The following is a 15,760-nucleotide window of genomic DNA, read 5'->3' as shown; positions in this document are numbered from 1 at the left end:
TATTTTTGTGCCCGGAAACGGATCACGCCGCCCGGCAGCCGCTCTGAACTGAGGGAGGCAAACACGTCTTCCCCACGGAAGACAGTAATAATAGGAGGTGCCGATATGAGAGTTAAGGTGACTTTGGCTTGCACCGAGTGCAAGCAGCGCAACTACGTTTCCAAGAAGAACAAGAAGAACGATCCGGAACGTATTGAGATGAACAAACACTGCAAGTTCTGCAAGAAGCATACCTTGCACAGAGAAACAAAGTAACGGAGGGTACGGCATGGCAAAGGAAGAAAAGGAAAAGAAGGCCTCCGGCGACGGTCGGTTCAAGCGCTTCTTTAAAGGCATTGCCAAGTGGTTCCGTGACCTGAAAAGCGAATTCAAAAAGGTTTCCTGGCCCACCCGGAAAACCGTATTCGACAACACCGTTGTGGTTCTCGTGACCATGCTTCTGACGGCGCTGTTCGTGGGCGGTCTGGACGCAGGGCTGCTGAAGCTGTTTGAACTGGCTTTGCATGGCTGACCCGACTGAACTGGAACTGAAATTTAAGGAGGATGCAAAATGGCAGAGGCTGCAAAGTGGTATGTGATCCACACCTACTCCGGCTATGAAAACAAAGTAGCACAGGATATCGAAAAGGTCGTGGAAAACAGAAAGCTGCATGATCTGATCCTTGAGGTGAAGGTTCCGACCGAAAAGGTAACTGAGATTACCGACGGTAAAACCAAGGAAGTAGAGCGCAAGACCTATCCGGGCTACGTTCTGCTGAAGATGGTTTACACAGACGATTCCTGGTACGTTGTCCGCAACACCAGAGGCGTGACCGGCTTTGTCGGCCCCGCATCCGAGCCTACGCCCCTGACGGAAAAGGAAGTGGCTGCCCTTGGGGTAGAGACCGGCTCCACCGTACAGGTCAACTTTGCTGTAGGAGACAGCGTCAAGGTCTCCGGCACCGCAATGGACGGCTTCGTAGGCATCGTACAGAGCATCAACCTGGAGGATCAGACTGTAGACGTGATGATCTCCATGTTCGGGCGGGAAACCCCCGCTACTCTGGCACTCAACCAGGTAATCAAGCTGGATGACTGAGCATTGCTCACAAGATGAAACAAATGGCGACAAGCCAAAAGTGGGAGAGATGAAATCAAGCTCATCTCGCATTCACCACAATTTATGGAGGTGCGTTAAGCATGGCACAAAAGGTTACTGGCTACATCAAATTGCAGATCCCCGCAGGTAAGGCAACACCTGCTCCGCCGGTTGGTCCTGCTCTGGGTCAGCACGGTGTAAACATTATGTCCTTCACCAAGGAATTCAACGAGCGTACAAAGAACGATATCGGCATGATCATCCCGGTTGTGATCACCGTTTATGCAGACCGTTCTTTCTCCTTCATCACAAAGACTCCGCCGGCTGCTGTTCTGATCAAGAAGGCATGCGGCATTGAAACTGCTTCCGGCGTTCCCAACAAGACAAAGGTTGCAAACATCACCAAGGAACAGATTCAGAAGATTGCTGAAACCAAGATGGCTGACCTGAACGCAGGCTCCCTGGAGGCTGCTATGAGCATGATCGCAGGCACCGCTCGTTCCATGGGTATCGTTGTTGTTGACTAAGACCAGAGGCATGATGCAGTGCTGCGTGCGCTGATTCCTGACTTCTGAACGGTGGGAGGAAATCTTTCCGCTAACCGGACACGCTATAAGCATCCGGTATCACCACTATTATTAGGAGGAAAATAGAATGAAACACGGCAAGAAATATATCGACAGCAAAAAGGCGATCGATACATCCAAGCAGTACGAGTCCGCTGAGGCACTGGCTCTGGTATGTGCGAACGCAAAGGCAAAGTTTGATGAGACCATCGAGATCCATGTACGTCTCGGCGTAGACTCCCGTCACGCTGATCAGCAGGTTCGTGGCGCAGTTGTTCTGCCCAACGGTACCGGTAAGAAGGTACGTGTATGCGTATTCTGCAAGGAAGACAAGTATGAGGCTGCAAAGGCAGCAGGCGCTGAATTCGTTGGCGGTCAGGATCTGGTTGACAAGATTACCAAGGAAAACTGGATGGACTTCGATGTTGTCATCGCTTCTCCCGACATGATGGGTCTGGTAGGCCGTCTCGGTAAGGTGCTCGGTCCCCGTGGCCTGATGCCGAACCCGAAGGCTGGTACTGTTACACCGGACGTTGCCAAGGCAATCACCGAAGCAAAGGCTGGTAAGATCGAGTACCGTCTGGACAAGACCAACATCATCCACTGCCCCATCGGCAAGGCTTCCTTCGGTGCTGATAAGCTCAACGAGAACTTCAACACTCTGATGGACGCAATTGCAAAGGCTAAACCGGCTGCAACCAAGGGTACCTACGTAAAGTCCTGCACCCTGTCCTCTACCATGGGCGTTGGTGTTCCGGTTTCTACTGCAAAGTACGCTTAAATCAAGCAAATATCACCAGGAGCGGATATTTCATCCGCTCCTTTTTTGTTGCCCCTCCCTTGACAAGCCTGCAAAATATGTGTATACTAGAAATGAAAATCATTTTCAGTTTGGAGGAAGCCTATCATGCACCTGCTCAGCTGTGAGCATATCACCATGCAGTATGACGGCAGGAATGTCGTCAACGATATCTCCTTTTTTGTGGATCCCGGGGACTACCTTTGCATTGTCGGGGAAAATGGCTCCGGCAAAAGCACTCTGATGCGGGGACTTCTGGGACTCAAACCCCTGGCTGGGGGAAACGTAATTTTCGGGGATGGACTCCGCCGGCAAGAGATCGGCTATCTGCCCCAGCAAACCGCTGTACAGCGGGAATTCCCCACCAGCGTGGAGGAGGTGGTGCGCTCCGGATTGCTGAATCGGTGCGGCATGCTCCCCTTTTACAATGCAGCGGCACGAAAACGGGCGGATGGGATCATGGAACGCCTGGAGCTTACGGAGTTGCGCCGCCGCAGCTTCCGTGCCCTGTCCGGCGGGCAGCAGCAGCGTGTGCTGTTGGCAAGAGCCCTGTGCGCAACGGGAAAACTGCTGTTGCTGGACGAACCGGTATCCGCCCTGGATCCGGTGGCAACGGCGGATTTCTATGCGCTGATCCGGAAGCTGAATCGGGAGGACCACATTGCGGTCATCATGATCTCCCACGACATCCAGGCAGCCGTCAAGCAAGCCAACCGGATCCTACATCTGGACAGCACCCTGCGTTTCTTCGGCACCACAGCGGAATATCTGCAATCTGACGTGGGACATGCCTTCTGCGAAGCATAAACAAAGCCGTATGCTTTTAAGCATACGGCTATTTTTCACGCAGTCCGGAGAAAAACCTCTGAAGCTGTTCCTTGCAGGCATCCTCCAGCAGTCCACCGGTCACTGCCGGCTTATGATTATAGGGCAGGGCAAACAGGTTGATCACCGAGTCCGCCGAACCAGCCTTGCTGTCATAGGCGCCAAACACCACCCGGCGCACCCGGGCGTTGATGATGGTGCCACAGCACATGGGACACGGCTCCAGGGTCACATACAGGGTGCATCCGGACAGCCGCCAGCTGCCGATCGCCAAAGCCGCCTGCCGGATGGCAAGCACCTCTGCGTGGGCAGTGGGATCATGATCCACCTCCCGACGGTTGTATCCCCTGCCCAGGACCTCCCCTGTGGCATCCTGCACCACCAGCGCCCCCACCGGGATTTCCCCCAGTGCAGCAGCCTGCTCCGCCAGCTCCATGGCTTGGCGCATATACGCAAAATCGTCCATATATCCCCCCCTACCCCTGAAAGATCTGAAGCATGCCCAACAGGATCATCACTGCCACCCAGGGCAGCATGGTAGTACTGGAAAAAAACGCAGCCAATTTATCCTGGGTGGACAGGTACAGACATTGATTGCATATATATGCCTTGGATTTCCGCTGCTTACGGATCAAGGTCATCACCACAAAGGACACCAGCGCCACCAGGGTTATCAGCACATAGATCCGATGGATCGTATGCCGATCCACCTGGTTGGAATCCAGCGCCAACTGCCCGAAGGTGGTCAGCACATAGGCGATCCGGATCAGATAACAGCAAAATAAGGAACCGGTTCGGAGCATAAAATAGCCGCAAAGCAATCCCAGCAGCGCTTCTCCGATCCGATAGGGCAAAGAATTGGGCTGCAAAAAGGCGATCAGCACAATGACGGAAACTGCGAATTTATCCCCGAACTGCCGCAATACCGGCAAAAGCATGCCCCGGTACAGCATTTCGATCAGCATGGAGGCAAAGGTGATCTCGTACATAACGTAGACCAGCACCGCCTTGCCGTTTGTATAGGAATACAACAGCTGTTGGGACAGCTGGGAGGTGCCCGTCAGATCACTCAGCACACATACCACCGTGCCCACCAACAGCGCCAGAGCGGATCCTTGCAGCACATCAGAGGAGGCGGTAGGACGATAGGAGGCACACACGGAAAAGGGCAGCCGGAAGCAGCATTGCAGCACCAGTGCCGTCAAAGCATACCGGAGGAAAATATCGATCATTTTCACAAATACGATTCCCCACTGGCTGCCATACATCTGGGTAGAAAACAGACTGCCGGACACATGAAAACCCAGCCGCTGAAAGATCCACACCAGCAGGGCACTGCCCCCCAGGTCGCACAGCAGATACACCAGCAACGCAATGCCGATGACCTTGCCCACCCGGCGAAGCGCTGTTCGTGTAGCCTCCGCGGCGCCGCTGTTCAAGAAGCCGGTACCCTCCACATACACCCGCTCTTTTTTGTTCTTCATAAACCGGAATGCATAGTGGGATTTGGAAAACCGCCGCCAATCCTGATAATCCCGGTTGTATCGGTCACTGGAGGAGTTAAACCGGAAGTCCCGTACAACATCCAGAATATCTTCTCCCTGCGTCTCTTCCTCCGGCATCTTCTCTCCCCCCTCCCTGCGTATTTATTCTGCATTTATATTTAATTATACCGGATGTGGAACACGGAAAGCAGTGAAATCATGTAAAAAAAACAAAGATATTTTGTGAATTGCATCTAATCTAAAACATGTTTCCACCCGCTTGACTTTCACGACATAACATGCTATAATGAAAGCGTTAAAACAGATGGAGGTTTATATGATTTATTGTCAAAACTGCGGCAACCAATGTGCCGACCATACCCGATTCTGTCCTGTTTGCGGTGCACCGCTGCAAACCAGTACTTTCCAGCAGCCAAACGGTGTCTACTACTATCAGCAGCCAGTACAGGAGGACAAACCAGAAACCGCCCTGTGTGTGCTGAGCTTTTTCTTCTGGATTGTGGGCGTAGTGCTCTACGCAGTGAACGTGTCCACAAAGCCAATCGCCGCCAGGGCTTATCTGAAATGGGGACTGATCTCCGTGGCAGTGAACGTAGGTCTGAGTCTGCTGGTGATGTTGATTCCCCTGTTGCTTACTGTTTCCTCTGCATAAGCAACCCCTCCCTGCACATTCCATACAAAACAAAAGGCGGTTCATAGGAACCGCCTTTTTGCTGTTTTAGGACATTTGCGACATACGATAGTACAAATAAAGCGCTGTCACAAGCTGCTTCAGATTCTCCGGAGCAGCTTCACTTTCCAGCACTGCACGCACATAGCATACGGGCTGATACTTCAGGGTGTAATCGCCGATCACACAGTCTGCCACGGTCACGCCGAAGCCCGCCGCAAGATCCATGTAGTAGTAATTGCCCTTGTTGCCGGTAAAGCCGTATGCGGAAACATCCGTGCCTTCTGCAACTTTGAAATAATGTCTGAGTACAACGTCGGACTCCAGCAGCAACGTGGAGCCGTAGTAGGAAATGCCCTCCGGCAATTCGCCGTCCGCTACAGGCACTGCATTCGCCAGAGTGTCTGCTGTCACCCGGCTCATTTCCTCTGTTGCGCCCAGGGTCTCCCCCGCAAAGTATGCATCCGCATAGGAGCCATACTGCATCAAAGCCTGAACCAGACCGACTGTGTAGCCGTTGTATGCGTCACTGTTGTCCAGGATCTCGTTTGCGTAATCCTCCACGGTAAAGCTGTAAACCGTGCTCTTTACGGTATCCGTAATGATCTGCGCCTTGATCTTGGAGGTCATCTCCTTGGCGGACACCTGACAGGTGAATACATAGTACTGCTCGCCGTCTACCTCGTCCTGGGCAGCGCCCCGCACAGACATTACCTTGGTTGTCCCGTCGGGCAAAGTAAACTGCATGTATGCACTGTCATCTGCAACGATCCGGGGATCCAGCATCATATAGAAGTTTACGCCGATGCTGCCGTTCAGCGTCAGGGAATGACCCGCCAGATGCGTTCCCACATTGTTTCTGAAATAACCGCAGTTTTTGCAAACGCCGTTTACATAGGAATGCGCCGGTATAATATCTTCATTGACGTTTCTGTATACCTGCGTGGGGGTATCGGATGCATCACAGGACAGGTGATAATTGCACTGGTAAACCTTCGGTTCGCCCACAGACGGGTACTGCGCCGATACTGTGCTGCTCAGATCCTGTCCCCAGACACCGCCCAACCGATAAGCTGCTTCGCCGCTGGCAAATGCCCCTGCGGACAGCTTACTAGCCTGGTAGTAGGTGGAAGCGGAATCCTCCAAAGCGTAACAGTTTGTAATGGTAATGTAAGAGGACACTGCGCAAATGGCTTGCCCAGTTACGGTACCCATGTTGTAGCAGTTTACAATGCTCCCATATCCGAAGCCGCAGATACCGGCAACGTTTTTGACACCGCCGACCCAGCCTCTGTTGGCACAGTTGCTGATCTTGCCGTAATACTGTCTGCCGCAAATACCGCCGGCATACTCTTCTGTGCCGTTGATGGTAGCAGTGCTGTAGCAGTTTTCAATGGTACCGTAGTGGCTGTATCCGCAGACAGCCGCCACCTCAACCTTTGCCTGGAAGAAGGAATCGATCACGCCCAGATTGCGAATAGTGGTGTTATCAATTTTTCCGAACAGTCCGACGCTGGTTTGAGCATCATTAAAATACAAGCCGCTGATGGTGTGGTTCTGTCCGTCAAAGGTGCCAGTGTAATAGGAGTCCCCAGAGATGGGTGCCCATTTCCTCAGGCTGCTGGGATCGCTGATGAGATTTCTATCAGCATCCAGAACGGTTTCATTGACTACAATGTCCGCTGTCAGAATGCCGTTGGCACCCATATTCTGATCCACGTCCGCAAGGGTGCCATTGACCAGAGCTGCAAACCAGTACAGCTGTCCGGCGTTGGAAATCTCATACGCTCCGTCTGCATTCAGTATCGCTGCCTCATACGCATCGCACCGCTCACAGAAGCCGTTGTCATTGTAGCTGTGACCAAGCATCTCGCCGCTTGCAAACAGATCCGCTTCATCGGTGCTGATCGCATCACAGCGTGCGCAGGACTTATGATATTGTGCAGCGTGTGTGCAGTCCGCAGGGGTATACAGAGTTGCATCCGAAACGGTTTCTACAGTGAAATCATGTCCCAGAGGGTCCCCGTCTTCAAACAGATCCGCTGTGTTCGTGCTGATGGCTGAGCAACGAGAACAGCGCTTATAGTACCGTGCGGCATGTGTGCAGTCCGCCGGCGCATAAAATGCAGGGTCGGAAACGTTTTTCTCGGAGAAATCATGCCCCAGAGGATCGCCGCTTGTAAACAGGTCATCCTCGCTGGTGCTGATGATACCGCATGCGGAACAGCTCTTATAATACTCTGCGGCGTGTGTGCAGTCCGCAGGGGTATACAGGGCTTCGTCGGAAACGGTTTCTGTGGTGAAATCATGTTCCAGCGCATCCCCGTGTTCAAACAGGTCATCCTCGCTGGTGCTGATGGCATCGCACCGGGAACAGCTTTTATAGTACGTTGCCGGATTGTTGCAATCCGCAGGAGTATGCAGGGCTGCGTCGGAAACGGTTTCTACAGTAAAGCTATGTCCCGGAGAAGCACCCACTTCAAACAGATCCGCTTCGTTCGTGCTGGGGGTACCGCATACGGCACAGCTCTTGTAATACCGTATCGGGTGGGTGCAGTCTGCCGGTGCATACAGAGCTTCGTCAGAGATCAGCTTTGCGGTAAAGGCGTGTGCATCTTCCGCACCGCAGTCAGCACACTTGTGGGTCTCCTGATCGTTTGCCACATAGTAATGTACCTTTTCGCCGATCTTTCCATCGTTGTTATAGGTCACGCAGCCGGTGGTCTGATATACCTTCTTGCCGCCCGGTACCGGAGAAGTATCCGTACCAATGGTCTGTCCCCAGGGATCTCCCAGCAGGTATGCAACCTCGCCACTGGCAAACTGGGCTGCGGTTTTACCGCCCTGACCATCGTCCGTATCGGACAGATAGTAGCAGTTTACGTTGTCCTTGTCATACACTCTCCCGGCAATGCCGCCCTGGTACTCGCCGCCCCGGATGGATGCCATGCTGTAGCAATTGGAGATGGTATCACTGTTCAGACCGCAGATACCGCCAATGTATGCGTTTGCAATGATTGAACCCTTGAAATAACAATTGGTAATGGTGCCCTTCAACATATAGCCGCTGATACCGCCAACGAATTCAAACCCATTGATGTAGGAATCGATCACGCCTACGTTCTGGACGGTGCCCCCGTTGATGTAGCCAAACAGACCAATCATTTTCCCGGTAGAGTCAGGGTTATCGTAATACAAGCCGCTGATGGTATGATTGTTGCCGTCAAAGGTTCTGTAGAACCGGGCAGACTCCTTACCAATGGGTGTCCAGCTGCGGAAAGTGCCTTCGTTCAGAGTACCGTCCGCCTTCAGCACATTCTGGTTCACCACAATGTCCGCTATCAGCATGGCACTTGCATAAGAATCCTGTGCCGTGCCGTCTGTAAGGGTGCCGCTGATCAGTCCTGCGAACCAGTACAGCTGACCTGCGTTGAAAATCTCATACACACCGTCAGCATCCTTCTGTGCCGGCTGATATGCATCACAGCCCCTGCAGAAGCCGTTTTCGTAACCTACATGTTCACCGAATACGTCCTGCTCGGTATTGCTGTAAGAAACGGACAAGACCTCTGTGTTCTTATTGCAGCCTGCATAGGTCTTGTTCTGGTATACCTTCGGATCACCCGGACAGGGATACATAAGATTATCTTCCAGGTTCTGACCCCAGACCTGGTCGTCCTGATCTCCTTGCAGCAGGAAGGCAACCTCACCGCTTATAAACTCCGCCCTTGTTTTTGCGGTTGCATTGCCATCTGCCGCCAAGCCTTCCTGGTAATAGCAGTTTGCTATGGTTCCGGCTACGCTCATTCCGCAGATGCTTTTTTTGCCGCTGACATCGCCGACACTACAGCAGTTGTATATTTTACCTTCATAGCTATAGCCACAGATACCGCCTACGTTATTCGCACCCCAAACATAGTTATTGCTGAAGCAATTTGAGACCACGCCGTGGTCGCTCTGACCGCAGATCGCCCCCACATAATCGTTCCCCTTGAAGTAGGAATAGTGAATACCCAGATTCGTAATGCTGCCGTGATCCAGAGTTCCGACAAATCCTACATTATTAGAAGAACCATTTACATAAAGACCCCAGATGTTGTGCTTGTTGCCGTTAAAGGAGCCCTTAAAATTACTGAGGGGCGTCCAGGTCACATGCTCCCCCTCGTTCAGATTTCCGCTGGTGTCCCCCAGATTCTCATTGATCACAAGATCCGTCATCAGGATCGCATTGGCGGACATGTTCTGGGCAGTGCCGTCCTCCAGAGTGCCATTGACCAGCCCTGCAAACCAGTACAGCTCCCCCACCGAGGTGATCTCATAGGGACTTTCCTGAGAGCCATCCCCTGCCTGTGGCTTGGACGGTGTAGTATCCGGCGTATAGGCTTGGGCTGTCAGCCCAAAGTCCATCCCCGCAAATGTGCCGCTGGGAAAATACAGCAGCGTGGATAGAATCATAAGCAGCGACAAAAAAGCTGCACATGATTTTTTCAGTGTTTTCGCCATTTCAAATTCCTCCTGTTCATTTTGTAAGCTGCAAAGCAGCAGACAATGCTTCTCCCTCTGCAGTCCTCACGGACTATTCGCTGTCACCATCCCCTTTCCAGAAACCTACGATTAGATTTCGCTCTAATTATACCACATTTGTTCTTAAAATGCAAGTGTTTTTACAAATTGTACAAAGAGTATTTGCCGATACCACGTGTAGAATGCAACATCCGACTACAATAAAACAGACGGCTCCGAAGAACCGTCTGTTGGGTGAATCCAAGTATAGAATCTGGTGCGAATGAAACACAACATTACACAGATGAGATTTCCATGACTTTGCCTATACGATTTCTCCGAATGTATCGGGATGGTCAGGATCAAACCGTTCGTTTGCCCACATGACGGTGACAAGATCCTCAGTATCGGAGAGATTGATAATGTTGTGGGTATAACCGGGAAGCATATGCACGGCTTCTATTTTTTCACCGCTTACTTCAAAGCGAAGCACCTCGTCCGTGCCAATCTTGCGTTCCTCAATCAGTCCATGTCCAGACACGACAATGAAGAATTCCCACTTGGAATTGTGCCAGTGTTGACCTTTGGTGATGCCGGGCTTTGAAATGTTTACACTGACCTGACCACATTTTTCGGTTTTGAGCAGTTCCGTGAAGCTGCCGCGTGCGTCAACATTCATTTTTAAAGGGAACGATACCTTTTCTTTCGGCAAATAGGAAAGATACATGGAATACAGCTTCTTTTCAAAGCTGCCATCCGGTATCTCGGGAATCACAAGCGTTTTCGGTTGATCGTGGAACTGGTGCAGACACTCGACAATATAGCCGAGCGTTGCCTTGTGCGTCACCGGGGCAGCGCAATATCTGCCGCTTTCGGTGAGAATGGTGTTCACGCCCTCAAATTCGCAGTGGTGTTCTTTGCCCTCCAAAGCATCCAACATTTCTTCCAACAAGTCGTCGATGAAAAGCATTTCCAGCTCCACGCTTGGGTCATTGACCGTAATCGGCAGGTCATTGGCAATATTGTTGCAGAATGTGCCAACCGCACTGTTGTAGTTGGGCTTTACCCATTTACCGACAAGGTTCGGAAAGCGATAAACAAGCACTTTTGCGCCCGTTTCTTCAGCATACGTGAAGAACAGATCTTCTCCGGCTCTCTTGGAAAGTCCGTATTCCGATGTGCCGAAACGTCCGGCAAGTGTTGCCTGAATGGAGGACGAGAGCATGACTGGGCAGAGGTTATGATGTTTTTTCAGCATATCCAGCAATGTCGAAGCAAAGCCAAAATTGCATGCCCTGAATTCGGCTGGATCTTTCGGGCGATTGACACCGGCAAGATTAAATACAAAATCTGCTTTTTTGCAGTATTCATTTAATTCCACTGCGGTGTTTTCGACATCGTATTCATAAATTTCATCTATACGCATGTGCGGACGTGTGCGATTTTTGCCATCACGGATATTTTTCAGGTTCTCCGTGAGATTCCGCCCGACAAAGCCGCGTGCGCCTGTAATAAGTACCCTCATGTGTCGTTCTCCTTATATACTGTACTTAAAAAAATTATATAAATAAATTTCTGCTTGGGAAATGATTAATCCGTAGGTATCTTGACCAGACAAATCAATTTTAATCTCTGAAATACAAATCCCTTGTATAGACCTTGTCAAGTACATCGGCAATATCTTCGTTATATCGGTTGGCAAGAATGACATCGCTTATCTCTTTGAATTCGTCAAGATTGCGGATAACCCGGCTGTTGAAGAAGCTGTCCTCTTTCATGGTCGGCTCGTAGATGACGACCTCTATGCCTTTTGCTTTGATGCGTTTCATAACGCCCTGAATAGAGGACTGGCGAAAGTTATCGCTGCCGGCTTTCATGGTAAGACGGTATACACCAACAATCCTGGGATTCTTTGCAATAATCTGATCGGCAATGAAATCCTTTCGAGTGCCATTCGCTGCAACAATGGCTGAAATAATATTCTGCGGTACATGGTTGTAGTTGGCAAGCAACTGCTTGGTGTCCTTTGGCAGACAATAACCGCCGTATCCGAAAGACGGGTTGTTGTAGTGATTCCCGATGCGCGGATCAAGGCAGACGCCCTCAATGATGGATTTGGTATCAAGTCCTCTGACCTGGGCATAGGTATCGAGTTCGTTAAAATACGAAACCCGTAACGCAAGATATGTGTTGGCAAAGAGCTTGACTGCCTCTGCCTCAGTCGGGTTCATGAAGCGCACTTCGATGTTTTCCTTGATCGCACCCTCCTTCAGACAATTGGCAAAGGTCTCAGCGGCCTTGTGCAGCCTTGCATTCTTGACCGGAACGCCGACAATGATACGGCTGGGATAAAGGTTATCGTACAGTGCACGTCCCTCCCGTAAAAATTCGGGACTGAACAGAATGTTGTCGCAGCAATATTCTTCCCTTGCCCCCTCGGTAAAGCCAACGGGAACAGTGGATTTCACGATCATGACCGCATCGGGATTGACGTTTATAACCTGTTTTATCACGCTCTCGACCGAGCTTGTATCGAAATAGTTTTTGGAGGGATCATAGTTTGTAGGCGTTGAAATGACCACAAGGTCTGCATCACGGTAGGCGCTGTCACCGTCTGTAGTTGCTTCAAGGTCCAGGTCCTTATTTTCCAGGTACTCCTCAATTTCCTTATCGACAATAGGTGACTTCTTATTGTTTATCATCTCCACCTTTTCGGGAATGATATCGACAGCCTTGACAGTATTGTGTTGTGCCAAAAGTATCGCCATGGAAAGGCCGACATAGCCGGTGCCTGCTACTGCTATTTTCATATTCGCTTGCTCCTTTATTGTTTTTTGAAAAGGGAATCGCTTTTTCAAATAGTCCCAATGAGTATTTCCCGGTGGTAACGTACGAAAAGATCCGTTTGTTTAAGGCAACACTGCACAGAGCTTGTGTGGCAGATGTTGCGCAAAGCCGTCAGGCAGGCTTTGTGCGGTGTTGTCTTAAATGTTGTAGAATTTCTTATACCATTCGGCAAACTTACAAAGTCCGGTGCGAAGCGGCGTATTGGGTTTGAATCCCGTATCCTGTTCAAGTGCCGACGTATCCGCATAAGTCACGGGCACATCACCCGGCTGCATGGGTACAAGCTTCTTATGCGATTCAAAGTCGTAATCGGACGGCAGGACATCGGCACGTATGAGTTCCTCCTGCAGGACAGTGACGAAATCCAGCAGATTTTCCGGGGTACTGTTGCCGATGTTGTATATGCGGTACGGAGGAAGCGGAAGCCCGTCATCGCCGTTCTTTTTCTCGGGTGCACGCTCCATAACCCGCTTAATACCCTCGACGATATCATCCACATAGGTAAAATCGCGTTTGCAATTGCCGAAGTTGAATATCTGTATGGTTTCGCCCTTCAAGAGCTTGTTCGTAAAACTGAAATATGCCATATCCGGTCTTCCGGCCGGTCCATAGACCGTAAAAAATCTGAGTCCCGTGGATGGAATGTTGTACAGCTTGGAATAGGCATGGGCAAGGAGTTCGTTGGATTTCTTGGTTGCAGCATACAGTGATACCGGATTGTCCACTTTATCATCTGTCGAATACGGAACTTTTTTATTCGAGCCGTAAACCGAGGAGGACGATGCATAAACAAGATGCTCCACCGGATGATTGCGACAGGCTTCCAAAATATTGTAGAAGCCAACAAGGTTGGATTCGACATATACATCCGGATTGGTGATACTGTACCGGACACCGGCTTGTGCCGCCAGGTTGACGACCATTTCCGGCTTAGATTCGGTAAAGATCTTCTCAATGAGTGCCTTGTCGGCGAGGTTGCCTTTTATGAAAGTCCATGTGCAGTCCGGCTTTGCAGCTGCAAGCTTACGAATTTCCGAAAGTCTGTATTCCTTAATGGAAACATCATAATAGTCGTTTATATTGTCAAGACCGACAAGTTTTATGTCTTTTACAGTATTCAAAAGCGCAGTCACAAGGTTTGCACCGATAAAACCGGCAGCGCCTGTAACAAGAATCGTTTTGCTTTCAAGATTTATATTCGGCGTTAGCATTTTGTAATCCCCTTATCCTCTTTTGTATGCATATGCAACCTTCTGCTGCCTTAAATTTTGTGTCGCATCTTTTTGACAGCATCAGAAACTTCCCGCTTATACAGAAAAGCATTAACCGCAATGTTTGAAAGCAATGCAGCACATCCGACTTTCACAGCCAGGATGATCCATGCGGCATAGCTGATCTGCCCCATCGTAAAAAACGCCGAAAACAGCTTCACCAATCCAAACAGCAGAACCACGCAAATAGTATCAGTCAAAATATGCTTCAGAAAATGTTTTAAAGGGCGATAAAGAATACTGCGTGACAGATACCACGCCAGATAAATCGTGCGGTATGCCATCGCTGCCAAAGTACCGATTGCCACGCCGATCAATCCAAAATTGAAAACGAGCACCACAGAGACCACAATATTAATAGTCGCTTCAATAATTGCGCTCCACTGTGTCTGTTTATAATGACCGGCGGCAAGAACCATGATATTATAAGGAAGCCGCAAACAATACGAGGCCTGCGCAATGGTAATCAGGTATGCAAAAGCGGGAACGATATAGTTTGCATCTGAGATATTTGTTGTATAAACACGCACAAACGGCACTATCAGAACTGCCGCAACCGAAAAGACAAGGGTAACCAAAGTATGCAGAAACCATTCGATATGAGAAAAAGAACGATTTAATTCGTCCGTTTCATTTTTTGCGAGCATGTTTCCGAGCATTGCCTGCATCCCATTTGTCATGGATACAACAATTTGCTTTACCCCATTGACAACAAGGTGATACACTGCATAGATCGACACATTTTCAAGTGTGGACAGAAATGTCAATACGACCGTATCTGTATTACCGAGAACAACTGTTGCGATATGTTGCGCAAGACCATTCCATTTTTGCTTTATCGGTTCTTCGGCATACTGTATTTTGTGGTCGATCTTATATTTTCTCTTTGCAATAGCCGCAAGAAGCAACGGCTGAATAAGAAAAATAAGCGAAGTAGTCAGTTTGACAATCTGAATTGACGTACCTGCCTTCATAAGCAATATGCAGCTTACCGTATTCAAAATCAATGCTGCAGAATGAATGCTATACTGAATAAAACCCAGCTGATCCGCATTCAGAAGCAGCCGATAAGTCATGCCCAGATAATACTGAACAAAACTGCTGATAGATATGACAAATATAAGAACCAGTGTAAAAAAATAGTCAAATGACTTCAATGTAATCAGCGGATAAAATACCATAAGAATTGCGATATATGCTAAGAGAATATACGCAATTCTTTTGAAAAAACGATCCGCAGATTTCATGATTTTGCTTACTTCCTGCATATCATTGTTTGCCAGAGGCTTATACAGTGCCGATTGCACTACCGCTCCGACACCGCACTCAGCAAGTGAAATGAATCCCAGGAACTGCGTGATTGACGATATCAAACCGTTTACTGCCGACCCGTAAAAAGATAGAAAAAACCGCGGAAGTATAAATCCACATACGATTGTGATCATCTGATATATTAAGGACGATGCCGAATTCAGCATCAGTTTTGTTTTACGCGTCATTATCATTCTCCCGCAAAAAACGTATGCCGTCACAAAGCATTTGTAGTGCTTTCACGCATACATATTCCATTCAATCAATCTTAGCCGGATCAATCATCCGTTGTCCGCCGCACGCCACGTGGAGGCTTTGATTTTGTGCGGCTACCCCACCCTGGAATGGGGTGGGGTTTTTGCTTGGGTTAGTTTTCTGTCACAAG

At 49.7% G+C, this 15,760-nt stretch carries 14 protein-coding genes; 7 read left to right on the top strand and 7 right to left on the bottom strand.

Annotated elements, in window-relative coordinates:
- Nucleotides 1-105 precede the first annotated feature (105 nt).
- The 6 genes from rpmG to RUM_RS04650 all read left to right on the top strand — a co-directional run bounded on the left by rpmG (nt 106) and on the right by RUM_RS04650 (nt 3,250).
- Nucleotides 106-255, top strand: a complete 150-nt coding sequence (gene rpmG / locus RUM_RS04675; protein WP_015558050.1) for a 50S ribosomal protein L33 — start codon at nt 106-108, stop codon at nt 253-255.
- Nucleotides 256-268: 13 nt separating this feature from the next.
- The gene (gene secE / locus RUM_RS04670; protein WP_015558049.1) at nt 269-511 is read left to right on the top strand and encodes a preprotein translocase subunit SecE; all 243 of its coding nucleotides are present in this window, start codon (nt 269-271) and stop codon (nt 509-511) included.
- 39 nt (nt 512-550) lie between these two features.
- Nucleotides 551-1,078 (top strand): transcription termination/antitermination protein NusG, encoded by a 528-nt coding sequence (gene nusG / locus RUM_RS04665; protein WP_015558048.1) that lies wholly within the window; start codon nt 551-553, stop codon nt 1,076-1,078.
- A gap of 101 nt (nt 1,079-1,179) precedes the next feature.
- A complete protein-coding gene (gene rplK / locus RUM_RS04660; protein ID WP_015558047.1) occupies nt 1,180-1,605 on the top strand; it encodes a 50S ribosomal protein L11 in 426 nt (141 codons plus the stop codon).
- Nucleotides 1,606-1,732: 127 nt separating this feature from the next.
- The gene (gene rplA / locus RUM_RS04655; RefSeq protein ID WP_015558046.1) at nt 1,733-2,425 is read left to right on the top strand and encodes a 50S ribosomal protein L1; all 693 of its coding nucleotides are present in this window, start codon (nt 1,733-1,735) and stop codon (nt 2,423-2,425) included.
- Between the two features lie 126 nt (nt 2,426-2,551).
- Entirely contained in the window at nt 2,552-3,250 is a 699-nt protein-coding gene (locus RUM_RS04650) for a metal ABC transporter ATP-binding protein (RefSeq protein WP_015558045.1), read from the top strand.
- A 28-nt stretch (nt 3,251-3,278) separates the two neighbouring features.
- Here the strand turns inward: RUM_RS04650 and tadA are convergent, their stop codons facing one another.
- Nucleotides 3,279-3,734, bottom strand: a complete 456-nt coding sequence (tadA, locus tag RUM_RS04645; protein WP_015558044.1) for a tRNA adenosine(34) deaminase TadA — start codon at nt 3,732-3,734, stop codon at nt 3,279-3,281.
- A gap of 10 nt (nt 3,735-3,744) precedes the next feature.
- Nucleotides 3,745-4,890, bottom strand: coding sequence for a CPBP family glutamic-type intramembrane protease (locus RUM_RS04640; RefSeq protein WP_015558043.1), 1,146 nt, complete (start codon nt 4,888-4,890; stop codon nt 3,745-3,747).
- 199 nt (nt 4,891-5,089) lie between these two features.
- Between RUM_RS04640 and RUM_RS04635 the strand changes: the two genes are divergently transcribed.
- Nucleotides 5,090-5,425 carry a zinc-ribbon domain-containing protein gene (locus RUM_RS04635; RefSeq protein WP_015558042.1) on the top strand — a complete coding sequence of 112 codons (336 nt, stop codon included), beginning with the start codon at nt 5,090-5,092 and terminating at the stop codon, nt 5,423-5,425.
- A gap of 66 nt (nt 5,426-5,491) precedes the next feature.
- On the opposite strand, the gene RUM_RS04630 is transcribed toward RUM_RS04635, so the two are convergent.
- The 5 genes from RUM_RS04630 to RUM_RS04610 all read right to left on the bottom strand — a co-directional run bounded on the left by RUM_RS04630 (nt 5,492) and on the right by RUM_RS04610 (nt 15,563).
- Nucleotides 5,492-9,946, bottom strand: a complete 4,455-nt coding sequence (locus RUM_RS04630) for a M26 family metallopeptidase (protein WP_015558041.1) — start codon at nt 9,944-9,946, stop codon at nt 5,492-5,494.
- Nucleotides 9,947-10,271: 325 nt separating this feature from the next.
- Nucleotides 10,272-11,471, bottom strand: coding sequence for a polysaccharide biosynthesis C-terminal domain-containing protein (locus RUM_RS04625; protein ID WP_015558040.1), 1,200 nt, complete (start codon nt 11,469-11,471; stop codon nt 10,272-10,274).
- A gap of 100 nt (nt 11,472-11,571) precedes the next feature.
- Nucleotides 11,572-12,756: a nucleotide sugar dehydrogenase gene (locus RUM_RS04620; RefSeq protein ID WP_015558039.1), complete on the bottom strand. Its 1,185-nt coding sequence runs from the start codon at nt 12,754-12,756 to the stop codon at nt 11,572-11,574.
- Nucleotides 12,757-12,930: 174 nt separating this feature from the next.
- On the bottom strand, nt 12,931-14,004 hold the full coding sequence (locus RUM_RS04615) for an NAD-dependent epimerase/dehydratase family protein (protein ID WP_015558038.1): 1,074 nt from the start codon (nt 14,002-14,004) through the stop codon (nt 12,931-12,933).
- A gap of 50 nt (nt 14,005-14,054) precedes the next feature.
- Nucleotides 14,055-15,563: a polysaccharide biosynthesis protein gene (locus RUM_RS04610; RefSeq protein ID WP_015558037.1), complete on the bottom strand. Its 1,509-nt coding sequence runs from the start codon at nt 15,561-15,563 to the stop codon at nt 14,055-14,057.
- Nucleotides 15,564-15,760: the final 197 nt, after the last annotated feature.

It is taken from the genome of Ruminococcus champanellensis 18P13 = JCM 17042 (assembly GCF_000210095.1).
Lineage (GTDB): Bacteria > Bacillota > Clostridia > Oscillospirales > Ruminococcaceae > Ruminococcus_F > Ruminococcus_F champanellensis.
This window is presented reverse-complemented; position numbering and strand designations above follow the sequence as displayed.